This is a genomic window from Phascolarctobacterium sp. Marseille-Q4147 (genome assembly GCF_017968825.1).
Taxonomy (GTDB): Bacteria; Bacillota; Negativicutes; order Acidaminococcales; family Acidaminococcaceae; genus Phascolarctobacterium_A.
Map to the genome: position 1 here is coordinate 2,115,881 of NZ_CP072874.1, position 22,764 is coordinate 2,138,644.

Sequence of the window (22,764 nt, forward strand, 5' to 3'; positions counted from 1 at the left end):
AAACGCACAAAAATCGGCCTATATACAGCAAAAGGACTCCCTCATGCGAAGGAGTCCGAAAATTATTTTTGCAGTCTTTGCATAACGTAGTCGACAATCTGCTGTGCTGCCAAAGGATGGGCATGCTCGCTGCAGGCTGTTGCCTCACGCGGGCTTGCCGTGCTGCTTTTGATATGCTGCACCAGCTCGTCGGTAGAACGTGCCACCAGAGCGCCGCAATACTGCTGCAGGAAGGCGGCGTTGCCCTCCTCCTGCCCCGGCAGCGGCTTGTAGATTAAAAGGTCCAGTCCGCTCGCCAGTACCTCGGCAGAGGTTAAACCGCCGGCCTTGGTGATAATCATATCAGCGCCGGCCATGAGCTGCGGTACGTCCTCGCGGAAGCCGTAGATTTCGGCCGTAGCGCCGTATTTGGCTTGCAGCTGTGCGGCCAACGCTTCATTGTGACCGGTGACGGCAACAACGCGCAGGTTTTTCAGAGCGGCGCGCTGCAGTGCTGTAATAATCTCGGCCATCGGCAGCAGGCCCTCTCCCCCGCCCATCAGCAGGCAGACGCGTTCGTTTTCGTCCCAGCCGAAGAACTCGCGGCATTTCTGCTTATCGTGCTTAATCATAAACTGCTGACGCACGGGAATGCCCGTAGCCTGAATGTCGGCAGTTGTCGTGAGCTTGTCACGCAGCAGCTCGTCGGCGATAAAGTAGGTATCCACGCCATCGCAAACCCACCAGCGGTGAATCGTAAAGTCGGTTACTACGGCGCCGAGCCAAAGCTTGGGATGCTGCTTTTTGTAATAGCCGATGATGCCTGCGGGTGTAGCGTGCGTAGCGATTACCGCATCGGGCTGTACGCTGCGCAGGTAGCTGCCGCCTAACCACGCCAGGAGGCGGTTTAACAGCTCACGCAGCCATAAGGAGCCGCCCTGCTTGTTGCCCCAGCTGTAGGCTAGCTTATAAAGCCAGGGGCAGCATTTTAAAATCCACAGGTAGGTGCCGAGAAAGGCCTTGCCCAGAAACTGCGGGAAGAAGTCGAAGATGTTGCCGTGGATGACCTCAACCTCCGGACGGTCGGCGAAAGTCTGCTCCAGCGCTTCGGCTGCCAGCCTGTGTCCCGAGCCTATGGGTGCCGAAAGCAGGAGCACAGTATATTTTTTTCGTGTTTCGTGCATATGTATCACCATCTATATTGTATCTGAAATATAGCTAATCGGAATTTTTTTGCGAAAAAGGCTTGCTATCATAGCCTTTATATTGTATCATATTTTTAACTACAATCAATAGTTAATGTTCTCGCAAAGAGTAAAATTCGTGAGAAATTTTTGGGAGGCTCATCAAATGACTACAAGAAGACCTGTTGAAAGCTTTAGCTTTCCTGTAGAAAAAATTAAAGAAGGTTACTATACTGACGCATATTTTATGCGTTCCGAAGAAATCTTAAACGGTGATAATTACCATCCGCGCGTGCTGATGCAGGTGTTCGCCCGTGACCATGTTGTTGTTTGCGGTACCGACGAGGTCATTGCTCTGATCCGTCAATGCGCTTTCCATCCGGAAACTATCGAAATTCATTCCCTGCGTGACGGCGAAGAGGTTGACGAATGGGAAACCGTTATGACTATCGAAGGCGATTATGCCGACTTTGCGCATCTGGAAACCATCTATCTGGGTATTCTGGCACGTCAGAGCCGCATTGCTACCAATGTTCGCCGCGTAGTGAAGGCTGCCAACGGCAAGCCGGTGCTTTTCTTCCCTGCACGCTATGATATTTACCAGACTCAGGAATCCGACGGCTATGCAGCTTTGGTTGGCGGCATCCACGGCTTCTCTACCGACGCCAACGCTCTGGCAGCAGGCGGCAGGGGGTTGGGCACTATCCCCCACGCATTGATTGCTTCCTATAAGGGTGACACTGTTGCTGCTACCGAAGCATTCGATAAATATGTTGATCCGTCTATCGCACGTATCGCTCTGGTTGACTTTGACAACGACTGCGTAAACACTTCTCTGGCTGTTGCCCGCAAGCTGGGCAAAAAGCTGGCAGGTGTGCGTCTGGATACCTCCGGCAGCATGGTTGACAAGAGCCTGTGGACTCAGATTGGTACCTTTAAGCCGACCGGCGTCTGCAAGGAGCTTGTTTGCAACGTTCGCCGTGCGCTGGATGCCGAAGGCTTCAACCACGTTAAGATTATCGTTTCCGGCGGCTTTGACGCTGAGCGCGTAGCAGCCTTTGAGGAAATGGGCGTGCCTGTTGATACCTATGCGGTAGGTTCTTCCTTCTTCGACGGCAACATCAACTACACTGCTGATATCGTTAAGGTTGACGGCAAGGACTGCGCTAAGGCCGGCCGTAAATACAATCCTAACCCCAAAATGGAGCTTGTAAAATAATTTGCAACAATGAGGTTGCAGTGCGAAAGTGCTGCAGCCTTTTTTGCTATACGAACACCATAGTAACCTAAAAGCTTAGTTAAAAGTATAAATAGAACTGCAACGTAAAAGTCAGTTAGAAGTTTAGCTTGAAGTACAACGTAAAAACAGGAGAATATAGTGTCATGCAGGGAATAAAAATTACAGCGAGTGAGTGTTTGGAACCAAATGCGGGCGCATTGTTTGAGCGCTATGCTTTGCTCGTACAGTACAATCTCTTGGCTTCGCGCGAGTTTTGCTGAACTTTGTCTTGGTTCCATACGCAACGAGCGACCGTAATTTTTGCTGACCGAAAGGACACTAATTCTCCGACTATAGCTCATTCTATGATATTTTTCGTATCAAAGTAAAGGAGATTAAGCGTTGTATAGAGAATAAATGTTACAGCGAATCCCAATTTTTGCTGACCGTAGAGATACTTACTCTCCGAAATACAATATATCTTTGTAATATTTTTCATCTACATAAAAAGGAGAACCCACCATGTCATTGAATACAACTCCCGCTGCCGAACGTACCCACATCGGCATCTTCGGCAAGCGTAACGCCGGCAAGTCCAGCCTGATTAACGCCATCACCAGTCAGGAGCTTGCCATTGTCAGCGAACAAAAGGGCACCACTACCGACCCTGTATATAAGGCTATGGAGCTTTTGCCTCTCGGCCCCGTGATGATTATCGACACCCCCGGCCTCGACGATGAAGGTGAGTTGGGCGTACAGCGCATCGCTAAGGCTCAGCAGGTGCTGAACAAGTGCGACATCGCTCTGCTCGTTGTAGATGCCAGCGTAGGCCTCAGCGAAGCGGATAAAGCGCTGTGGCAGCAGCTGCAGGCGAAAAAGCTGCCCTCCATCCTCGTGCTGAACAAGGTAGAGCTGCTCGACGAAATGCGCCAGGCACTGCTCACTATGGAGGCCATGAAGCTCACCAAGCAATGCTTCCTCGTCAGCGCTATCACCAACCGCAACATCAACGAGCTGAAGGAGGCTATCGCCGCTTTGCGCCCGCGTGAGGTAGAACGCCAGCTGCTTGGCGATTTAATCAAGCCCTGCGACATCGTAGTGCTCGTAACGCCGATTGACAGCGCTGCACCCAAGGGCAGATTGATACTGCCGCAGCAGCAGGTACTGCGCAACGTGCTCGATAACAAGGGCATCGCCGTAACCGTACAGGAAAGCGAACTGGCGGAAGCACTGGCACGCCTCGCCTTCCCGCCTAAGCTCGTCGTAACCGACAGCCAGGCCTTCGGCGCAGTAAGCAAAATTGTGCCGCCTACAGTTCCGTTAACCTCCTTCTCCATCCTCATGGCGCGCTACAAGGGCACGCTCAGCTCTGCCGTGGAGGCAGTGCGTGTACTCGATATAGTGCAGGATGGCGATAAGATACTCATCAGCGAGGGCTGCACGCACCACCGCCAATGTCAGGACATCGGCACAGTAAAGCTTCCCGGCTGGATTCGCAGCTTTACCAAAGCGGAGCCTGAATTCTGCTTCAGCAGCGGCACGGAGTTCCCCGAGGATTTGTCCCAATACAAGCTCGTAGTGCATTGCGGCGGCTGCATGCTCAACGAACGCGAAATGCAAAGCCGCAGCGAGTGTGCTGCAGCGCAGAACGTCCCCATGACCAACTACGGCATTGCCATTGCCTATATGCACGGCATTTTAAAGCGCAGCGTCGCTCCCCTGCCGGATATCGCTAAGCTGCTGGAGTAAAGCAGCTGAACAGGAGAAAGTGAGGGTATGAACCATGCACAGCTTTTTATATTATTACCTGATCTTCATCAACTGCACCGCCTTTGTCGTCTACGGTGCGGATAAAGCCTTCGCCAAGCTGCATAGCTGGCGTGTGCCGGAAATAGTGCTGCTGCTTTTGGCAGCGCTCGGCGGCAGCGCAGGCGCGTTTATTGCCATGCAGCTTTTCCGCCACAAGACACAGCATTTGAAGTTCATCTTCGGCGTACCGCTCATTTTCTTCCTGCAGGTAGCACTCATCAGCTATTTTTTCTATAAGGGCTGAGCGCTCTCTAAAAACCGTACAAAACCGTACAACCCCTTGCTGCATAAGGCTTTGGGGCTGTACGGTTTTTGTGTTGCACTTATAACTCCGCAACCTTCGGTGGATACTTTGCTTCAAAAGCGCGCAACACACCAAGCAGTCTTTCGTCCAGATAGCTCATGCCCTGCTCCCGTAGTTTTTGCGGAATGCCGTAGTAGCATTCTGCTACCGCACCGGTGATTGCTGCCAGCGTGTCGCTGTCGCCGCCGATAGAAATAGCATTACGGATAGCATATTCATAGCTTGTCGACTCGAAGAAGGCCATCAATGCCTGCGGTACGGTATTTTGGCAGGTTTCATTGAACATATAGGAATCGCGGATGCCGTCGAGCGTAAAGTTCATAGGATAATAGTTAGCATCAATGTAATCCCTGATAGCTTGCATATCTGCACCCTGCTTAGCCATAAAGGCTGCCACAGCAGTTGCCTCCGCTCCCTTGATGCCCTCCGGATGGTTGTGCGTCACGTCTGTCACCATCAGCGAAAGTTGTTTGACCTGTTCCATGGTATTCGCAGCATAGACAACACCGCTCACGCGCATTGCCGAACCGTTGCCATAGCTGTTATAAGGCTGCGGGTCGTCGAAATTAAGCCAGCAGGAAAACGTTCCGCCATAACCGGCATCAGGATATGCATTACCAATGGCACGCATCTTTGCTACAGCCTGCTTGCGCAAATCGCTGAAATCAGGCTTGCTCTTCAAAACATCAAATTGACCGAACCCAATACCTATACTTCCTTGATCCAGTCAAAAATAGACCTGGCGAAGAATACAAGGTCTGTTAAAAAGACGCTGACTATTCCTGCATGGCTCAACAGGTGCGCTCTGGATGCCAATATCAATTTCAGCAGCCTGCTGCAGGACGCTCTCGTTAAAGAGCTGAAAATCGTCTAAACCGTACACCATAACAAAAACCGTACACGCGCAAAGCCTTGCCCGGCCTGCGTTTGTACGGTTTTGTACGATTTGTGCGGTTTTTGAGGATAGCCAAAATATACGCATATAAAGCTAAAGAAACGCTCTGCCAACCTTACGGTCAGCAGAGCGTTTTATTGTGTCGTTATTAAGCCTCAGCTTATTTGAAGTAGCTTACGCCGGACAGGAAAATCTTCTGATCCTTGTCGCCCGCAATGTTGCGGAACAGGCCCGGAGCAAAGCGCTCGCTGTGGCCCATCTTGCCGAGGATACGTCCGTCGGGGCTGGTGATGCCTTCGATAGCATACAGGCTGCCGTTCGGGTTAAACGGAGTGTTCATGGTCGGTACGCCCTGAGCATTTACATACTGGGTAGCAACCTGGCCGTTAGCGAACAGCTCTTTGATAGTGCTTTCCGGAGCGTAGAAACGGCCTTCGCCGTGAGATACGGCAACTGCATGTTCTTCGCCGGGCTCGCACAGGCTGAACCACGGAGATTTGTTGGAAACAACTCTGGTGGTAACAATCTGGGAAATATGGCGGCCGATGTTGTTGAAGGTCAGTGTCGGTGCATCGCTGGTCATGTCGCGGATATCGCCATACGGAACGAGGCCGAGCTTAATCAGTGCCTGGAAGCCGTTGCAGATACCCAGCATCAGGCCATCGCGGTTTTCGAGCAGGTCGCTGATTGCTTCCTTGATGCGCGGGTTGCGGAACATGGTAGCGATGAACTTGCCGCTGCCGTCAGGCTCGTCACCGGCGCTGAAGCCACCGGGAATCATCACAATCTGGGAGTTGTTGATATATTTAACCATTGCTTCTACGGATTCTTCGATAGCAGCAGCGGTAAGGTTGCGCACGATGAAGGTGTTAGCTTCGGCACCTGCAGCTTCAAAAGCACGCGCGCTGTCATATTCGCAGTTGTTGCCGGGGAATACGGGGATGAATACGCGCGGTTTGGCGATATTCACCGGAGCGGTGAGCGTCAGCTCGCTCTTGTACAGCGGCATAGCGATGTCAGCAGGCTCCTCTGCCTTCGGAGTGCCGTCCGGGAAGATGCCCAGCAGCGGCTCGCGGTATGCGGCAAAGGCTTTCGCAGCGTCAATCTTGGTGTCGTTGATGGTGATGCCTGCTTCGGCGGTAGTGTGGCCGAGCAGCATGTAATCCAGACCTTCGAACAGCTCTTCCGGTTCTATGCCGGCTGCCAGCTCGATAACCATGCCACCGGGCTGCATAGTGAAGAGGCTGTCGGTATCATGGAACGGTTTGATGAATTCAAAGCCAAGCTCGTTGCCCAAGCTCATGGTGGTTACCAGTGCAGCTACGCCACCCTCTTTAACAGCGGCAGCAGCAGCAATCTTGCCTGCTTCCATAGCCTTGTGTACAGCGGTCAGGTTTTCCTTCAGGGCTGCAAAATCAAGTACTTCGGCACTGTTGCGCGGGCAGGACAGGAAGATTACCTTGTCACCTGCTGCCTTGAAGTCGGCAGATACAGCCTTGTTGCCGTCGATTACGCCTACGGCGAAGGAAACGAGTGTCGGCGGAACGGTTTTGTCCATGAAGGTACCGCTCATGCTGTCCTTGCCGCCGATTGCCGGCAGGTTCAGAGCATCAAGTGCGGTGAAAGCGCCCAGCAGTGCGCTGAACGGCTGGCCCCAGCTGTTGGCATCATGCAGTTTCGGGAAGTACTCCTGCAGAGTCAGGCGCAGCTTAGCGGGGTCAGCACCCAGAGCTACGGCACGAACTACGGATTCGGTTACTGCGTACATAGCGCCGTGGAACGGGCTCCAGCAGGCAACGTTCGGGTTATAGCCGCAGGCCATTACGCTGGCTGCGGTGGTGTTACCGTGCAGCACGGGGATGCGGCCTACCATGCCTTCGCTCGGAGTGAGCTGAGTTTTGCCGCCGAACGGCATCATTACGGTGCCACGGCCGATGGTGCTGTCAAAGCGCTCGGACAGGCCCTTTTCGCTGCAGACATTCAGACGGCCGAGGTTAGCCAGCCATGCAGCCTCCAGGTCAGCAGCAGAGGTTACTTCGGCAGGAACCTGCTCGAATACGTTGTCCTCTTTTTCTTCGCTTACTACGATATTGGTGTGCTGTGCAACGCCGTTGGTATCGAGGAAAGCGCGGGACAGGTCAACAATTTTATCGCCACGCCAGAACATAACCAGGCGCGGTTCTTCGGTAACGTCGGCAACAACAGTTGCTTCCAGGTTTTCTTCGTCAGCATATTTGATGAAGGCATCGCGGTCAGCGGCAGCGATAACAACAGCCATACGCTCCTGAGATTCAGAGATAGCCAGCTCGGTGCCGTCCAGGCCTTCGTATTTCTTGGGAACCTTATCGAGGTCAATTACAAGACCGTCGGTCAGCTCGCCGATAGCAACGGATACACCGCCTGCACCGAAGTCGTTGCAGCGTTTGATCATTGCGGTTACGGCAGGGTTGCGGAACAGGCGTTGGATTTTGCGTTCGGTCGGAGGATTGCCCTTCTGTACCTCTGCGCCGCAGCTCATGAGGGAGTCAACGGTGTGCTCCTTGGAGGAACCGGTTGCACCGCCGCAGCCGTCACGGCCGGTTTTGCCGCCCAGCAGCACTACGATATCGCCGGCAGCGGGACGCTCACGGCGAACTGCACTACGGGGAGCAGCGCCGATTACGCCGCCGATTTCCATACGCTTCGCAACAAATTTATCATGGTAGTATTCCTGTACATGGCCGGTTGCCAGACCGATCTGGTTGCCGTAGGAGCTGTAGCCTGCAGCTGCGCCGATGGTAATCTTGCGCTGAGGCAGCTTGCCGGGCAGGGTTTCGCTGATCGGGGTGCGCGGGTCGGCACTGCCGGTTACACGCATAGCCTGATATACATAGGAACGGCCGGACAGCGGATCACGGATTGCACCGCCGAGGCAGGTTGCAGCGCCGCCGAACGGTTCGATTTCGGTCGGATGGTTATGGGTTTCGTTTTTGAACATTACCAGCCATTCTTCGGTTTTGCCGTCGATTTCGATAGGCACAACGATAGAGCATGCGTTGATTTCTTCGGACTGGTCAAGGTCAGCCAGCTTGCCTTCCTTGCGCAGCTTCTTCATGCCGATTACGGCAATGTCCATCAGGGTTACCGGACGCTCGGTGTCTTCACCGTAAACCTCGTCACGGGCAGCCATGTATTTGTCATAAGCCTCTTGTACAGGCTGGGTAAAGGTGCCGGGAACGATATCTACATCCTCAATCTGCGTCATGAAGGTGGTATGACGGCAGTGGTCGGACCAATAGGTATCCAGCACACGGATTTCGGTAATAGTCGGCTCGCGGTGCTCTTCATTGAAGTATTTCTGGCACCACAGCAGGTCGTCCAGGCTCATAGCCAGGCCCATGGATTGACGCAGTGCTTCCGCTTCTTCCTCAGACATGGTCAAAAAACCGGTAACGGATTTAACCTTTTCCGGTTCCTCGCAGGTGCTGATGAGGGTTTCGGGTTTAGCCTGCTCAGCCTCACGCGCTTCAATCGGGTTGATGCAGTAAGCCTTGATTTTTTCAACTTCTTCCGCAGTCAGCTCGCCTTCCAGCACATATACCTTAGCAGCAGCAACCATCGGGCGCTCCTTTTGGGTAATCAGCTGGATACATTGTTCGGCAAAATCCTCGCGCTGGTCGTATTGACCGGGCAGCAGCTCTACAGCGAAGGCAGCCTCGCCTGCAGCCAGCGGCAGTTCCTCCTCTACGACATTGTCGACAGGCGGCTCGGACAGCACCAGCTGTTTAGCCATAGCGAATTCTTCATCGCTCAGGCCCATCACGTCATAGCGGTTAACGATACGCATACCGGTAAGATTGCTCATACCGAGGTTGTTGCGCAGGTCTGCCAGCAAGCCATGTGCTTCGACAGCAAAGGCATCCTTCTTTTCTACAAAAAGTCTTCTAATGTTACTCATATACACGGCCTCCAATGTAATTTTTTCGAGGTGAATACTTGCTATTTATGTATCTATTTTAACACACTTCGGCGTTTTATCCAATATGGATAACGATAAATATAGGCATATTAGTGAACATTTTTCAGTTTTAGCTAAAAATAATTCGGAAAATCAGCCATAATGCAAAAATGGCCACCCTGAAAGATGACCATAATTTTATTGAAAAGGAATGTTTGTGATAACGCTTATTATAACGCTTATTATTTGGCAAACTCCTGGCTTACCTTGGCAATCGCTCTTACCGTAGCGCAGATATCGGGCTGAGCCAGAATGCCGCTGACTATGGCTGCACCGTCAGCGCCTGCCGCACGCACCTCGCGGTAATTGTCCGCAGTTACGCCGCCGATGCCGACAACAGGCAGTCCTTTAGCCTTGCAGATGGCTGACAAACCATCAGTACCCAGCTTTTGCACGTCTGCCTTAGTAGCAGTGCCGAAGACAGCGCCGCAGCCAAGGTAATCGGCGCCGCTTTGCAGCGCCTCTGCGGCTTCCGTCGGATTGTGCGCCGAAACGCCGATGATGTAATCCTCGCCCAAAAGCTTGCGCGCCGCAGCGCATGGAAGGTCGTCCTGCCCCAAATGTACGCCTGCTGCCCCCACCGCCATAGCGATATCCAGACGGTCGTTGATAATCAGCGGCACGTTAAAGCTGTCGCACAGTGCTTTCAGCTGCAGCGCTTCTGCGTACATCTCCGCACTGGATGCTGTCTTGGCACGGTACTGCACCAGCGTCACGCCGCCCTCGAGCGCCTCATGCACGCAGTCAATAAGCGCCCTGCCCTGCAGGCAGCCATCGTCTGTAACCAGATAAATACTGTAATCAGGCTGTGCTTTCATCAGGACACCTTTTCCTCCGGCTTCAGGTTTACCAGATTCCACTTCGTAGTTACATGGTAGATTGCGTCAATCAGGCGCACCTTGAACATGCCAGGGCCATCCTTCTTCTCGAGGAAGTTGGCTGCCAGCTCGGCGCTCTGGCCCATGATTACTACGCCCAGTGCTGCCGCAACGAGCATATCCTTGGTGATAGCAGCGCAGCAGGCAACTAAGGTAGTAGTCATGCAGCCGCTGCCGGTGATGTCCTGCAACAGCGGGTGACCGTTGTTCAGTACAACAGCCTGCTTGCCGTTGCTGATGTTGTCAATCGGGCCAGTGACAGCAAAGACGCAGCCGAATTTGGCAGCAGCGTCCTTGGCGGTGCGCAGTGCTTCGCCCTCTTCGGTTCCCTGCTCCATGTTGTCTACGCCACGGCCGCCGGTTGCACCCAGCAGCAGCGCCTGACATTCGCTGTGGTTGCCGCGCACGATGTCAATATAGCCTGCGTTCAGCAGCTTTAGCGCGAAGTTCAAGCGTACGGTAGAAGCCATTACGCCCACGGGGTCCAGCACCACGGGGATGCCCTTGGTTTTGGCAGCCTGCGCCGCACGTTCCATAGCAATCTGCTTATTGAAGCTCAGCGTACCGAGATTCAGCACCAGTGCATCGGCACCGGCAGTAATTTCAATAACCTCCTCCGGCTCATCGGCCATCACAGGAGAAGCACCTGCTGCCAGCGCAGCATCTGCACAGCTTTCTGCCGTAACGTAATTAGTAATTTCGTGGATGACAGGTCTTGCCTTACGCAGCTTGTCAACCAGCTCGCCAAAAGTATTTTTTAAATCCATTAGTCTAAGATACCAGCCTTTCTGTATAAATCAACAAAATGATGCGTCGGTCCGCAGCCGCTGCCCAGTTCGATGCCATGCTCGATGGCTTCGGTAACGTAGGCCTTGGAGGCGCGTACTGCCTCAGGCAACTCCAGTCCCTTGGCTAGGTTTGCCGCCAGACTGCTCGAGAGCGTGCAGCCTGTGCCATGCGTATTTTTCGTAGGGATGCGCTTGCCGGGGAACCATGTTTCCGTGCTGCCGTCAAAGAGCAGATCATCCGCTGTATCGCTCAAATGACCGCCCTTTACGAGCACAGCCTTCGCACCCAGAGCAATAATTTTTTCCGCAACGGCGCGCATCTGCGCCTTCTCCGTAACCTGCATACCGGTAATCGCCTCTGCTTCCGGCAGATTGGGTGTAACCAGCGTAGCCAACGGCAGCAGCTCCTTAATCAGCGTTTCGCAGGCCTCCGGCGCCAGCAGCGGATAACCGCTTTTGGAAATCATCACCGGGTCCACCACGATAATGCGCGGCCGATAACGGCGCAGGCAGGCGGCAATCGTGCGGATAATCTCCGGCTGCGATACCATGCCTATTTTTACTGCGTCCACACGGATATCGTCAAAAACGGCAGCAATCTGCGCTTCGACGATATCACAGTCAATATTCTGCACTGCGGTAACACCACAGGTGTTTTGTGCCGTAACGGCGGTAATGACGCTCATACCGAAGGTGCCATGAGCGGCAAAGGTCTTTAAATCGGCCTGGATTCCCGCGCCGCCGCTGGAATCACTGCCGGCAATCGTCAGCAAATTCTTCATCTGCAAAAGCCTCCTTTTATGTGCACTTAGCTTGAGAAGGTAGTTTCTTTATTCTGGCCGGAGTAATCGAACAGGCCATCGTTCTTCTCCTCCAACGCTTTGATAATATGATAGGTATATTCGTTGTAGGGCGTGGGAATCCCCAGCTCCTTGCCCATCTTCATCAGCGCACCGGAGAACATATCAATTTCGGTGTGTCTGCTTGCGTCCAGGTCCTGCAGCGTGGAATAGCGCACAGATGGCGGAACGGCGCTGCCACGGCCGGAGCTTGCGGGACATTTGCTCATATCAATGCCCTTGGCGGCGGCAACAGCCTCCAGCTCACGGCGCAGTCCCTCCTTAATTGCACGCATATGCTCGCTGTCCCGGTAGCAGCCAAGACCTGCGCCAATAACAGCCTGCGGCAGATTGTTGCAGACGTTCAGACGGAACTTGCACCAGATTTCTTCATTAATGCAATCCGTGTGGCGGATATGGATATCGGCGCTGCGCATGAGTGCTTCAATCGCCAGCACGCGCTCACTTTCAAACGGTGCCTGTGCTTCGCCGAAAACAATACCGATAGTTTTTTCCGGGTTGAAGCGCACGCCGTTGCCCTCGTGACGCGACGCAATCTTAATCAGTGCAGGCAGAATCTGCTTGCGGTCAACAACGCCGGCAATAATTTCCTCACTGTCTACGCCGTTCATCAGGCTCATGACAGTAGTATTGGGGCCAACTGCCTCGCGGATGCTTGCCAGTGCGCCGGGCAGAGCGCCGTATTTTAAAGCGACAATCAACAGATCTACGCCCTTGGCCTCCTGCGGGCTCCATACCTGCGGATGGTAGGTTACGTTGTTGATGGTGCAGCCCTCGTCACGCAAACGCGCAGCACGGCTACCTTCGGCGATAATGCCGAATCTGATATTGGGGAGCTTGCTCAGTCCCCAGATTATATAAGAGCCTACGGCTCCTGCTCCCAAAAGTGCAACAGATTTTATCTCCATGCTTATCACTCCTTATTGCTTGCGAAGAAGCGTTGCAGGCCGGGGCGGAATTTATTTCGCTGAGGCTGTAACGCTCATTGCAGTAAAGCTAATTATACATTATATATTATAGCATATCGGGGCGCATAAAAAAACAGCAGCGAAGTGCAAGGCACAAGCTGCTGTGAAGAACGGGTGAAATTATAATATTATGGAAGAAGTTATTATGCTGTCAGCTTGGAGGCAAGCTCACGCACCTCTGCTTCCGAAAGCTTGGAGTGACGTACGGTGAATTCGATGCTCATACCGTCAGCCAAGAGGCCCTTGGCAAGCTCTATTCTGTTTGCCTGCTCTTTTTTCTCAGCTTCTTTTGCCACTGCTTCAGCCTTTTTTGCAGCATATTCTTCAAGCACGTCAGTCATTTTTTCTTCGCCCTCCTTACTGTATTTCAAAAATTCCATGCGCTCGGCAAATTCTTGGTAATGTAAATTTTTAGGCTCTGTGCAGTATAAGTCCTGCATGAGCTTGCCCAGCGCTGTATCATCACGGCGCTGACTGTTAACATAAATAATATGCGAACCATCTTCAAAATCTTTGGCGCTTTGCTTAATCGTTCGTCTTATATCATATAACGGCAAATTATCGCGCAATACATCATTCTCGGTGATAAAAATTACATAGGTATCCGGCAGTTCTTCGTAGAGCTTACTTGGCTGCAGAAAATGCGTATCAAGAATACTGCTGTAAAATCTGGCACGTCTTGCCGGAGCGCCTTCATCGCTTCTCTGCACCTCTACGTTAAAATAACGTCCTTTGCTATCCTGCGCTAAAATATCCAGTTGAGAAGAATGTCCGTAGATATTTTGGATAAAGCTCTGTATCCTGACATTCCTCACCTTAATTTTATCATCTCCCAGAATAATGCGCAAGAAAACCTGCGCTGCTTTCCTGTTGTCATCAAGCATGAAGTTCATAAACCTGTTGTTCATCATGCAAAGGCTGCGTATGACCTGCTTGATTTCACTTTCTTGACTTGCTTCATTTGTCTGCATTACTTCAACTCCCTTCTTCTTAACAAAAAACGCCCTATGTACTACTCAATAATACATAAGGCGTTCTCAATGACGCTGCGACGACCATACTCTGGGCAGGCGTGCAAAATCTTACGATCTTATATTATCAGATAATTGTGATAATGTCAAGAATAGTATGAAAATTCTCTAATTGGAGTGGCTTAGAAAGCATACCCAATTTACATCACTTTCTTCAAAAAATTGGAACGCATTCTAAGTTTTCTCTATTTTCCCTAAAAGTTTGAAATGGATTCCAGATTTTTACATTTTTTGTATGGTATTTGGATTTCATTCCCAACTCTGAAAAATTAAAGCATGCCTTGATTGTAAAGTTTTGAAAGCACGTTAACCCATCATTTCTTCATCTCATCCTCTTTTTCGGGTACTTTAGTCAGCATTATATCTTGCCAAAGTGAAGCTAAAAGCCCGCGCTCGCTGATAGGGTCGCTTTTATACGCCTCGTCAAGTTCTATTTCCGCGCATTTGTCAAACAGAGCTTTTTTCTCCTCAAGGCTCATTTTACATGCTTCCTCGAAGGTAAGATTGAATTCATCGACTAAAAATTGTTTAAGACATTCTATCATATTTGTATCAACCTTTCTGATTGCTAATCCAACTCATATCGTACATCACAAAAGCAATTTAAATCCTTCTACTTGGCCTTTACCTTCACGATTTCTTCCTTACACTCTGCTTCCAGTTCCGCACCCCGCTTTTCTAATGCCTCCGCCTTTTCCTTATTGGCAGCAATACCAAAGCCCTTGCGGTAGCAGTTAGCCAGGTTATAGAAGGCTGGAGCGAAATTATCCTGCTATAAAACATCCGCCCTTCTGTCAGCCGTCATTTTTCTTTCTTCTCACATATATAAGTATAGCACAGATGGTGGACAGAAAGTGGCTATGTTGGGAGAATTTTTAGCTATATTTATACAAAAGGCGTTCTACCGCAGTTCTATTTTCTCTAAATCCCTAAGGTCAGCCTTCAAGATTTATATTTACTTCTTTCGTCCCCGAAAGAAGTAACAAGAAAGGGGCGCGCTTTGCGAAAGCGCGGGAAACAGTCGCTTTTTTGCTCGCACAAAAAAGCTTAGCAAAAAATGCTTTACCATATTCTCTTTGGTTCGTAGTAAGCAAAGGCTCGTGCAACACATTAACGATTGTGCAGGCATTTTTTGAGGCTTAGACAAACCACAAAGCACTGCATGGGTTACAAAGAACATTTAAAAGAATTACGAACAGGCGCTAGTAACAGCAAAGCGACCCGATTAAGAGAGCTTTTTGGTAAAACTTTTTCTCCTGAAAAAGTTTTTGTTTTGCCGCGCTTTACAAAAAGCGCGAACCTTTCTTCCAACTTCTTTCAGTTATGAAAGAAGTTGAATTAAACCGAAGTATTAACAAAAAAATCCCCCGCAGAAAACCCTGCGGGGGATTTGTGCATCCTAAAGCATGCAGCTGCTTTATTCACTTCTTCACAGCCAAGCTACGGATGGAAACATTCACGTTATTCACCTTCATGGCTGTCATATACTCAATCTTTTCCTTAATCTTCGCCTGGAACTGCTTGGTAACGGCAAAGAGCTTAACGCCGTAATAAAGCACAACCTCTACGCTGATAACAATGCCCTTGCTGTTGTCGCTGCGGCGGCGCACCTTAATCGAGGTGATGCGCTCCACGCCCTCCAGCTTGCGACCGATTATTTTGATGATATCCTCCAGCGCGCTGTCGGAAATCAGCAGCTTGCCGTAAAAGCTGAACGAAGGACGTACGATAGAACGGTCCGCATCCTTCTCCTGCTTGCGCTGGCTGGAAAAAATATTATAGGGCAAATCGGCAAAATAGCCTGTGAAATGAGGCTTCAACTCAATCGTCGGCACCGGCACGATATGCTTGCCCTCCTGCAGACGCGCATGGCGGGCCTTCTTGATTTCGGCCTTGCTGGCAATCTGGTTGATATACACCGTCTTAACCGGCTTATCCAGCTTCAGCCTGCCGATAATCTTGTTGATCATATTGTCCGAGGTAGCAATAATCAGCAGACGATGAATGTTGTTGGTGGCCAGCGCCTCACGCACCGCCTGCGCGTGTCCTTCGTCGGTGAAGATGGCACGCTTTACGGCCTGTATTCTGTTGTCTTCGTTTTTGGCGGAGGTGCCTGCCAGGATTTTGGTACCCTTAATCAGCAGGCCGTCGTCAATAATAGCGTCGCAGCGGTTGTCAAAGGCCACGCCGATGGCATGGTGGCTCTTGCCTGTGCCGCTTGGTCCTACAAAAGCAACTACTTCCATTCTATTACACCCTTAACATCATCATATTGCACCTGCCAGATTCCCAGCTTTGTGGGGAAACGGTCATGGATTCCGTGAAAGTCACTGCCGCCGCTCACCAGCAGTCCGCGCTGCTTGGCCAGTGCCAGCCAATGAGCCTGCGCCTGTGCATCCGCGCTGGGGTGCCACACCTCAATGCCGTCAAAAGGCTCTGCGGCTAAGAGGCGCTCGGGCAGAGTTTTATCCACCAGCTCCGAAGGATGTGCCAGCACAGCAATGCCGCCTGCCTCGTGAATCAGCGCCACTGCCTCATGCGGAGAAAGCTTGGGCTGCGGCACGTACGCCGGTCCGCCTCGGTGCAGCAGTGCGTCGAAAACCTCCTGCACGGTAGCAAAATAGCCCTTGGCCACCAGTGCCTTGGCCACATGCGGACGGCCCACTGCCCTGTTCTTGGGGTCGCAGGCCTCTACCTCCACATGGTAGCCTAATTTTTCCAGCTTCTCCAGCATGGCATATAAACGGTGCTCGCGCGCATGGCGCATTTCGTCCATTTTCTTATGCAGCGCTTCACAGTCCATAGAAACGTGATAGCCTAAAATATGCACGGCATCATCCTCGTACTGCGTTCCCAGCTCCACGCCGGTGAGGACGCGGATGCGTCCGTCGTAGCGTTTCGCCGCCTCGCGCGCCTCTGCCATACCGTTCCACGAATCATGGTCGGTAATGGCGATTACGCCGATGCCTTTAGCCACAGCCTCATCCACCAGCATGGTCGGCGTGTAGCGTCCGTCGCTGAAGGTGCTGTGCAAATGTAAATCAACAAGCTGCGCAGCCATTACAGCATACCTGCCAGCTTAATAAGCGTCATAGTGCCAAAGGCAGTACCGCCCTTGACCTTGAAGCCTTCCGTCTTGGTTGCGGTGGAGGTGCCGCCGATATCAAGATGCGCCCACGGGATATCCTTGTCGACGAATTCGCCGATGAACAGACCGCCGGTGATGCAGCCGCCGGCACGTCCTGCGCTGTTGAGCAGGTCCGCAACGTCGCTCTTGATGGCCTTCTTGCATTCGGGCAGGGAAGGCAGCTGCCAGTAATTTTCACCGGCCATGCGTCCTGCCAGCTTAATCTGCTCCACCAGCTCGTCATCATTGGCCACAATACCGCTAGTTTCGTTGCCCAGAGCGATAATTACCGCACCGGTGAGCGTTGCGATGTCGATAACCTTCTTGGCACCCATTTGGCAGGCATACCAGACTGCGTCCGCCAGCACCATGCGTCCTTCCGCATCGGTGGAAACAACCTCGATGGTTTTGCCGTTGGCTGCACGCACAATGTCGCCGGGGCGTTGCGCCTTGCCGTCAGGCATATTCTCCGCACAGGCCAGCACGCCGATAACGTTGCACTTAAGGCCTAAACGTGCGATGGCACGCATAGCGCCGAGCACAGCGCCCGCACCTGTCATATCGTCCTTCATCTCGCCCATGTTGTCGTCAGGCTTAATGGAAATACCGCCGCTGTCGAAGGTGATGCCCTTGCCTACGAAGGCTGTATAGGGAGCGTCACCGTTGCCGTTGTAGCGCAAAGCAACAAGGCACGGAGGGTTATGACTGCCCTGACCTACTGCCAGCAGTGCATGCATGCCTCTTGCTTCCATCAGGGTTTCGTCCATAATGGTAATTTCCAGCGGCAGCTCCTGCCCCAGCTTCAAGGCATCGTCGGCCATGGTCTGCGGTGTTACCACGTTACCGGGGTTATTCACCAGATCACGCGCATAGCAAACTGCTTCCGCAGAGATTTCCGCAGCGGTAATGATTGCCGCTGCCTCCGGCACAGCGCTAAGTACGACAGCCTCGCACAGCGGCGCCTCCTTGGCCTCGCTCTTGAAGCGGTTGAAGGTGTACGCGCCGAGGTACAGGCCTTCGACAAGCGCCTGCAGGTTTTTGCTGCGTTCGGCGTTCAGCAGGATGGGCGCAGCCAGTACGGCCTTTTGTGCCTTAGCCTTGTGCAAAGCGCGGGCAGCAGCGCCGGCAGCCTTACGGAAATTGTTCGGCTTGCAGTCCTTGCCCTCGCCGCAGCCTGCCAAAAGCAGTGTCAGCAGACCTTCACCCTGCGGCAGCACCAGTGTGGTTACACTGCCTGCGTCATAAATATCGTCGTGCTGTGCGGTGTACGCCATTGCCGCCTTGGCTACAGCCTCCGGCAGCTCCAGCTTGTCGATAGCCGCCGCGCATTCCTTGCACAGAAAGAGGACAATACTGTCCGCGTCATTATAGGCTGCAGCGTTGAACTCCGCTGCGGTACATTGAAATTGGTTTAACATATCCTGAACTCTCCTATCATTATTTATATTCTATTGCAGTCTGCAATTCGTTAAGCATGGTATTGCCGCTGGAGCGCTGTAACGACAAATCACTCACCAGCACCTTCATCTCGCGCATCAGGCGGCCCTTGGAAAAATAAGAGCCCAGCGCGTGAATCGTGTACGGTGTCTGGTTGATGTTGCCGATATACATCAGGCAGTGGCCATCCATATAAAGCGCTGCACCCGGCATCAGTTTGCTGATAACAGCGGCACGTTCCTGCGAGCTGCCACTCAGCTTTTTCTTCGTGCCTGCGGTAAGCTCCTGCTGGTCGGCATTACGCGGCAGCACAATGCCTACAGTGCGGTAAGCATTGAACACCAGGCTCGAGCAGTCCACGCTGTTCTTCAAACCGCCCCAGCCATAAGGCTTGCCGTAAAATTTGAAAGCGGAGCTCAGCAGATTATTGCTGGTATAGGGCAAATAACCGTAATGCACGGCAGAGGCAGCCTTCGGCACCAGCAGCTTCTGCTTCTGCAGCTGGCCTGCTTTGGTACGCACCGGCGCAAGCACCGTATAGGTATCGCTCTGCACACTGTCAACCGGCAGGCGCGCACCCTGCTGATAAAGCACCTGCTCGCCGTCCGTTTTCAGGTTATATTCTGCATCGGTAACAACCAGGAACTTCTGCGGCTTCACAAAGCTGCTCCAGGAATTCTTATCAGTCATAGCCAGATTAAACTTGCTCACCCAACCGCTGTAGTTTACTGCCTGCACGTAGTAAAAATAACCGTTGGCACTGGTGTGCAGCACAGCCACAGGCTCGCCGGGGTCCAGCATAGTTTCCTGCAGCGCGTCAAAATCTCTGTCGCCGGCATAATAATACAGGCCTTCGCCCGTAGGCAGCGCACGCACCGCAGTACGGCGCACCGTCACTGCGTATTGCACGCCCACGCTTTTGGGAATAGCGCTGACATTGCTCTGCCTGCGCAGGATATTCTTATAGTTTTCGCTCACCTTGTTGCCATGCAGATACAGGTCATCGTCAAGGATAGAATAATCCATAATCCTCGTTTTGAGCGCGTCACCGCTCATCGTCGCAGGATAATTTGCCAGGTCAGGCATACTGCGGGAAGCAGCGCGCACCTTGGCGTTGAAAGCTGCCACACCCTTCGCATCCAGAATAACCGTATCACCGCTCTTGTTCTGCTCCGTCCAGTGCGACGGGTTCACCAGCGGCGGATAATTGGTAATGCCTGCGGCCGAAGCGCCCAAAGGCAGCAGTAGTCCGCAAACAACTGCAGCTGTATATAAAAGCTTTGCTAATCGCAATTTCGTTCCTCCCTCCTGCAGTATTCAGTTTACTGCAAGTCACTTAAAATACTTGTAATATTATTATATTCTTTAGGCAAGACAAAAATCCTGCTTTAGTAAATTAAAAAAGCTGATGTAAGCGTTGGCCTACATCAGCGTAGATGCGATATTTTATTTCTGCAGATCCTTGGCATTGCCCGGTTTGATTTTGCTTTCGGTGCCTGTGAGCAGGCGATGGATATTTTCCTTGTGGCGCAAAACTACAAAGAAAGCAGCAACCACGGAGAAAATCACGTAGGCAGAAGGATAACCCAGATACCACGCCAGCGGCGGCGTAAAGATGGCAGCCATAATGGAGCCAAGCGATACATAGCGCGTCAGCAGCACGCACACCAGCCAGATACCGAAGCTTGCTACCGCAACCTTAGGCATCATAAAAATCAACAGGCCCAGTGCGGTCGCAACGCCCTTGCCACCCTTAAAGCCCAGAAAGAGCGAATAATTGTGTCCCAAAAGCGCGCCCAAAGCCGTAACCACATCCAGCAGCGGATTGTGGAAGAAATAGCTCATAATACCAACGGCGAGAATACCCTTGAAGGCATCGGCAATCAGCACCAGCACCGCAGTCTTGGGACCGACGGTACGGAAAACGTTCGTTGTGCCGATATTTTTGCTGCCGTAATTACGGATATCAATACCATGAAAGGCCTGCACCAGCCATAAGCCGCTGGGAACAGAACCGCACACATGACCGAGCACAAAGCCCAGCAGAAAATGTAATATACCCACCTCATTGAACATAACAAATCACCTAACTTTTATTTATTCATCCTCGTTCTTGCCACGGATAATCATCTGAATCGGTGTGCCTTCAAAGCCAAAGGCCTCACGCAGCTTGTTCTCCAGATAACGCTGATAGGAGAAATGCATGATTTCCGGTTCGTTGACAAAGATAACAAAGGTTGGCGGTTTGATTTTGACCTGTGTAACATAAAGAATCTTAAGACGCTTGCCTTTTTCGGTCGGCGGCGGATTGATAGCCACAGCGTCCTCGATAACCTGGTTGAGAATACTGGTAGCGATACGCATAGCGTTCTGCTCGGCAACATAAGAGATAACCTCCGGCAGACGGTGAATACGCTGCTTGGTAACGGCAGAAACGAAAACTACCGGCGCATACTGCAGGAAAACAAGCTCCTTGCGCAGAGTTTCGGTGTAACGCAGAGTGGAGGAATTGTCCTTCTCGTATAAATCCCACTTGTTGACAACCAGAATAACAGCCTTGCCTGCCTCATGCGCATAGCCGACGATACGTTTATCCTGCTCGGTTACGCCTTCAACAGCATCAAAAACCATCAGCACAACGTCACTGCGGTCAACCGCGCGCAGAGAGCGCATAACGCTGTATTTTTCAATCGGTTCGTCAACCTTAGCCTTGCGGCGCATGCCTGCGGTATCAATGAACAGGTACTTCTGACCGTTGCGTACTACCGGAGTATCAATCGCATCACGGGTAGTGCCTGCAACATCACTTACGATAGAACGCTCCTCGCCTACCAGTGCGTTGAAAATAGAGGACTTGCCCACGTTAGGACGGCCAATCAGAGCAACCTTGATTTCGTCCTCTTCCTCCAGGTCGCCTGCCATCTTATCGGACGGGAACTTGGCAACAACGGCATCCAGCAAATCGCCCAGGCCCAAATGGTTGGACGCGGAAACAGCAATCGGGTCACCGATGCCCAGATTATAGAATTCAAAAGTATTCATCTCCTGCTTCGGAGAATCCGCCTTATTGACAGCCAGCACAATCGGCTTCTTGGACTGACGCAACAGACGGGCAACGTCAGCATCCTCGGTAGTAATGCCTGCGCGCGCATCGCAGACGAACAGAATAACGTCCGCCTCCTTAATCGCAATCTGTGCCTGCTGACGGATAGAAACAGCAATAGCATCGGCATTCATGATTTCGATACCGCCGGTATCAACCATCATAAACTCGTGGTCCAGCCATTCGGCGGTAGCATACAGACGGTCGCGGGTAACGCCCGGTGTATCCTCAACAATGGAAATCCTGCTGTTGGCAAAAATATTAAAAAGAGTAGATTTGCCTACGTTCGGACGTCCAACTATAGCAACTATCGGTTTAGCCATAATCAAATCTCCTTCATCATAATAAATTTTTTAGTATGTGTCTATCATAGAAATGTAAAATTTTTGCATATTTATGGGGAATATGTCTATTACAACGCATACAACCCTCAGTCATCGCCTTCGGCGATGCCAGCTCCCTTGACGCTACGACCTAGTTTGTCGCAAGCACAACCCTCAGTCAAAATCACTGACGTGATTTTGCCAGCTCCCTTTCAGGGAGCATATAAAAGTTCGTCGTAATAGCTAAAGTTAAAATCTCGCAATACTATTATATCTCCCCTGAAAGGGGAGGTGGCTACGAGCGTTAGCGAGTAGACGGAAGGGTTGTCCTTTAACGCACACCTCAATGGTCGATGCCGTTACGAGAGCCAACTCCTTTGTGAAAATAATGCTTAACCTCGCTCATATCCGTCACCAAATCAGCAATTGCCACCAGCTCCGGCGGCGCACCCCTGCCCGTCATAATAATCTCGACGGTGCTTTTATACTGCTTCAGGAAATCAACAACCTCCTGAGTCGGCAGCATTTGGGTAGCAAGCACAATATTCAGCTCATCAAGGATAATAACATCCGCAGCGTGGGAGCTGATAGCTTTCTTCGCTTCTTCCCAGCCGTCACGGCACATCTTTAAATCAATAGGATCGGGATTACGGAAGTTGACAAAGGCGTCGCGTCCCACCTGCCGCAGCGTAAACCAGGGCAGATTCTTTGCAGCCCGCGCTTCACCGTATTCAGGATCATCCTTCAAAAATGAAAGCATCAGCGTCTTCATACCATAACCGGAGGCACGCAGCGCTACGCCTAAAGCGGCAGTAGTCTTGCCCTTGCCTGTACCTGTATAAACCTGCAGCATACGCTTCAC

20 protein-coding genes are annotated in these 22,764 nt (G+C 51.8%); 4 read left to right on the forward strand and 16 right to left on the reverse strand.

The genetic code is table 11. From position 1 onward, the window contains the following. Window positions 1–62: 62 nt before the first annotated feature. A complete protein-coding gene (locus KAH19_RS09655; protein WP_210684422.1) occupies window positions 63–1,163 on the reverse strand; it encodes a glycosyltransferase in 1,101 nt (366 codons plus the stop codon). A 166-nt stretch (window positions 1,164–1,329) separates the two neighbouring features. Between KAH19_RS09655 and KAH19_RS09660 the strand changes: the two genes are divergently transcribed. The 3 genes from KAH19_RS09660 to KAH19_RS09670 all read left to right on the forward strand — a co-directional run bounded on the left by KAH19_RS09660 (window position 1,330) and on the right by KAH19_RS09670 (window position 4,435). Then, on the forward strand, window positions 1,330–2,382 hold the full coding sequence (locus KAH19_RS09660; RefSeq protein ID WP_246869356.1) for a nicotinate phosphoribosyltransferase: 1,053 nt from the start codon (window positions 1,330–1,332) through the stop codon (window positions 2,380–2,382). A 522-nt stretch (window positions 2,383–2,904) separates the two neighbouring features. Then, entirely contained in the window at window positions 2,905–4,131 is a 1,227-nt protein-coding gene (gene hydF / locus KAH19_RS09665; protein WP_210684424.1) for a [FeFe] hydrogenase H-cluster maturation GTPase HydF, read from the forward strand. Window positions 4,132–4,165: 34 nt separating this feature from the next. Further along, entirely contained in the window at window positions 4,166–4,435 is a 270-nt protein-coding gene (locus tag KAH19_RS09670; protein ID WP_210684425.1) for a DUF1294 domain-containing protein, read from the forward strand. 79 nt (window positions 4,436–4,514) lie between these two features. On the opposite strand, the gene KAH19_RS09675 is transcribed toward KAH19_RS09670, so the two are convergent. Next, window positions 4,515–5,177, reverse strand: a complete 663-nt coding sequence (locus KAH19_RS09675; RefSeq protein ID WP_246869357.1) for an ADP-ribosylglycohydrolase family protein — start codon at window positions 5,175–5,177, stop codon at window positions 4,515–4,517. 9 nt (window positions 5,178–5,186) lie between these two features. Here KAH19_RS09675 and KAH19_RS09680 point away from each other — a divergent pair, with 9 nt between their 5' ends. Continuing rightward, window positions 5,187–5,369, forward strand: coding sequence for a hypothetical protein (locus KAH19_RS09680; protein WP_210684426.1), 183 nt, complete (start codon window positions 5,187–5,189; stop codon window positions 5,367–5,369). A gap of 181 nt (window positions 5,370–5,550) precedes the next feature. On the opposite strand, the gene KAH19_RS09685 is transcribed toward KAH19_RS09680, so the two are convergent. The 14 genes from KAH19_RS09685 to KAH19_RS09750 all read right to left on the reverse strand — a co-directional run bounded on the left by KAH19_RS09685 (window position 5,551) and on the right by KAH19_RS09750 (window position 22,755). Then, the gene (locus tag KAH19_RS09685) at window positions 5,551–9,327 is read right to left on the reverse strand and encodes a phosphoribosylformylglycinamidine synthase (RefSeq protein ID WP_210684427.1); all 3,777 of its coding nucleotides are present in this window, start codon (window positions 9,325–9,327) and stop codon (window positions 5,551–5,553) included. Between the two features lie 242 nt (window positions 9,328–9,569). Further along, window positions 9,570–10,205: a thiamine phosphate synthase gene (gene thiE, locus KAH19_RS09690; RefSeq protein WP_210684428.1), complete on the reverse strand. Its 636-nt coding sequence runs from the start codon at window positions 10,203–10,205 to the stop codon at window positions 9,570–9,572. Beyond that, window positions 10,205–11,032, reverse strand: a complete 828-nt coding sequence (gene thiM / locus KAH19_RS09695; protein ID WP_210684429.1) for a hydroxyethylthiazole kinase — start codon at window positions 11,030–11,032, stop codon at window positions 10,205–10,207. Before thiM ends, thiE begins: the two co-directional genes overlap by 1 nt. Then, a complete protein-coding gene (thiD, locus tag KAH19_RS09700) occupies window positions 11,032–11,835 on the reverse strand; it encodes a bifunctional hydroxymethylpyrimidine kinase/phosphomethylpyrimidine kinase (protein WP_210684430.1) in 804 nt (267 codons plus the stop codon). The genes thiM and thiD overlap by 1 nt, the downstream gene beginning before the upstream one ends. A 26-nt stretch (window positions 11,836–11,861) precedes the next feature. Beyond that, the gene (locus KAH19_RS09705) at window positions 11,862–12,821 is read right to left on the reverse strand and encodes a ketopantoate reductase family protein (protein WP_210684431.1); all 960 of its coding nucleotides are present in this window, start codon (window positions 12,819–12,821) and stop codon (window positions 11,862–11,864) included. A 203-nt stretch (window positions 12,822–13,024) separates the two neighbouring features. Further along, entirely contained in the window at window positions 13,025–13,852 is an 828-nt protein-coding gene (locus KAH19_RS09710; protein ID WP_210684432.1) for an Rpn family recombination-promoting nuclease/putative transposase, read from the reverse strand. Window positions 13,853–14,226: 374 nt separating this feature from the next. Continuing rightward, on the reverse strand, window positions 14,227–14,457 hold the full coding sequence (locus KAH19_RS09715; RefSeq protein WP_210684433.1) for a hypothetical protein: 231 nt from the start codon (window positions 14,455–14,457) through the stop codon (window positions 14,227–14,229). A gap of 876 nt (window positions 14,458–15,333) precedes the next feature. Next, the gene (locus KAH19_RS09720) at window positions 15,334–16,158 is read right to left on the reverse strand and encodes an Asp23/Gls24 family envelope stress response protein (protein WP_009145763.1); all 825 of its coding nucleotides are present in this window, start codon (window positions 16,156–16,158) and stop codon (window positions 15,334–15,336) included. Further along, on the reverse strand, window positions 16,149–16,973 hold the full coding sequence (locus KAH19_RS09725; RefSeq protein WP_210684434.1) for a PHP domain-containing protein: 825 nt from the start codon (window positions 16,971–16,973) through the stop codon (window positions 16,149–16,151). The genes KAH19_RS09720 and KAH19_RS09725 overlap by 10 nt, the downstream gene beginning before the upstream one ends. Beyond that, window positions 16,973–18,457 (reverse strand): leucyl aminopeptidase, encoded by a 1,485-nt coding sequence (locus KAH19_RS09730; protein ID WP_210684435.1) that lies wholly within the window; start codon window positions 18,455–18,457, stop codon window positions 16,973–16,975. The genes KAH19_RS09725 and KAH19_RS09730 overlap by 1 nt, the downstream gene beginning before the upstream one ends. A gap of 19 nt (window positions 18,458–18,476) precedes the next feature. Then, window positions 18,477–19,769 carry an SH3 domain-containing protein gene (locus KAH19_RS09735; RefSeq protein ID WP_210684436.1) on the reverse strand — a complete coding sequence of 431 codons (1,293 nt, stop codon included), beginning with the start codon at window positions 19,767–19,769 and terminating at the stop codon, window positions 18,477–18,479. A 153-nt stretch (window positions 19,770–19,922) separates the two neighbouring features. After that, the gene (gene plsY / locus KAH19_RS09740; RefSeq protein ID WP_210684437.1) at window positions 19,923–20,552 is read right to left on the reverse strand and encodes a glycerol-3-phosphate 1-O-acyltransferase PlsY; all 630 of its coding nucleotides are present in this window, start codon (window positions 20,550–20,552) and stop codon (window positions 19,923–19,925) included. Between the two features lie 21 nt (window positions 20,553–20,573). Beyond that, window positions 20,574–21,902, reverse strand: coding sequence for a ribosome biogenesis GTPase Der (gene der / locus KAH19_RS09745; RefSeq protein ID WP_021719958.1), 1,329 nt, complete (start codon window positions 21,900–21,902; stop codon window positions 20,574–20,576). 343 nt (window positions 21,903–22,245) lie between these two features. Beyond that, a complete protein-coding gene (locus tag KAH19_RS09750; protein WP_210684438.1) occupies window positions 22,246–22,755 on the reverse strand; it encodes a cob(I)yrinic acid a,c-diamide adenosyltransferase in 510 nt (169 codons plus the stop codon). Window positions 22,756–22,764 lie beyond the last annotated feature (9 nt).

Excerpts from the sequence above, each read along its gene's own strand:
- KAH19_RS09655 (WP_210684422.1), bottom strand. The coding sequence starts at position 1,163 with ATGCACGAAACACGAAAAAAATATACTGTGCTCCTGCTTTCGGCACCC.
- KAH19_RS09660 (WP_246869356.1), top strand. The coding sequence starts at position 1,330 with ATGACTACAAGAAGACCTGTTGAAAGCTTTAGCTTTCCTGTAGAAAAA.
- hydF (WP_210684424.1), top strand. The coding sequence starts at position 2,905 with ATGTCATTGAATACAACTCCCGCTGCCGAACGTACCCACATCGGCATC.
- KAH19_RS09670 (WP_210684425.1), top strand. The coding sequence starts at position 4,166 with ATGCACAGCTTTTTATATTATTACCTGATCTTCATCAACTGCACCGCC.
- KAH19_RS09685 (WP_210684427.1), bottom strand. The coding sequence starts at position 9,327 with ATGAGTAACATTAGAAGACTTTTTGTAGAAAAGAAGGATGCCTTTGCT.
- thiE (WP_210684428.1), bottom strand. The coding sequence starts at position 10,205 with ATGAAAGCACAGCCTGATTACAGTATTTATCTGGTTACAGACGATGGC.
- thiM (WP_210684429.1), bottom strand. The coding sequence starts at position 11,032 with ATGGATTTAAAAAATACTTTTGGCGAGCTGGTTGACAAGCTGCGTAAG.
- thiD (WP_210684430.1), bottom strand. The coding sequence starts at position 11,835 with ATGAAGAATTTGCTGACGATTGCCGGCAGTGATTCCAGCGGCGGCGCG.
- KAH19_RS09705 (WP_210684431.1), bottom strand. The coding sequence starts at position 12,821 with ATGGAGATAAAATCTGTTGCACTTTTGGGAGCAGGAGCCGTAGGCTCT.
- KAH19_RS09710 (WP_210684432.1), bottom strand. The coding sequence starts at position 13,852 with ATGCAGACAAATGAAGCAAGTCAAGAAAGTGAAATCAAGCAGGTCATA.
- KAH19_RS09715 (WP_210684433.1), bottom strand. The coding sequence starts at position 14,457 with ATGATAGAATGTCTTAAACAATTTTTAGTCGATGAATTCAATCTTACC.
- KAH19_RS09720 (WP_009145763.1), bottom strand. The coding sequence starts at position 16,158 with ATGGAAGTAGTTGCTTTTGTAGGACCAAGCGGCACAGGCAAGAGCCAC.
- KAH19_RS09725 (WP_210684434.1), bottom strand. The coding sequence starts at position 16,973 with ATGGCTGCGCAGCTTGTTGATTTACATTTGCACAGCACCTTCAGCGAC.
- KAH19_RS09730 (WP_210684435.1), bottom strand. The coding sequence starts at position 18,457 with ATGTTAAACCAATTTCAATGTACCGCAGCGGAGTTCAACGCTGCAGCC.
- plsY (WP_210684437.1), bottom strand. The coding sequence starts at position 20,552 with ATGTTCAATGAGGTGGGTATATTACATTTTCTGCTGGGCTTTGTGCTC.
- der (WP_021719958.1), bottom strand. The coding sequence starts at position 21,902 with ATGGCTAAACCGATAGTTGCTATAGTTGGACGTCCGAACGTAGGCAAA.
- KAH19_RS09750 (WP_210684438.1), bottom strand. The coding sequence starts at position 22,755 with ATGCTGCAGGTTTATACAGGTACAGGCAAGGGCAAGACTACTGCCGCT.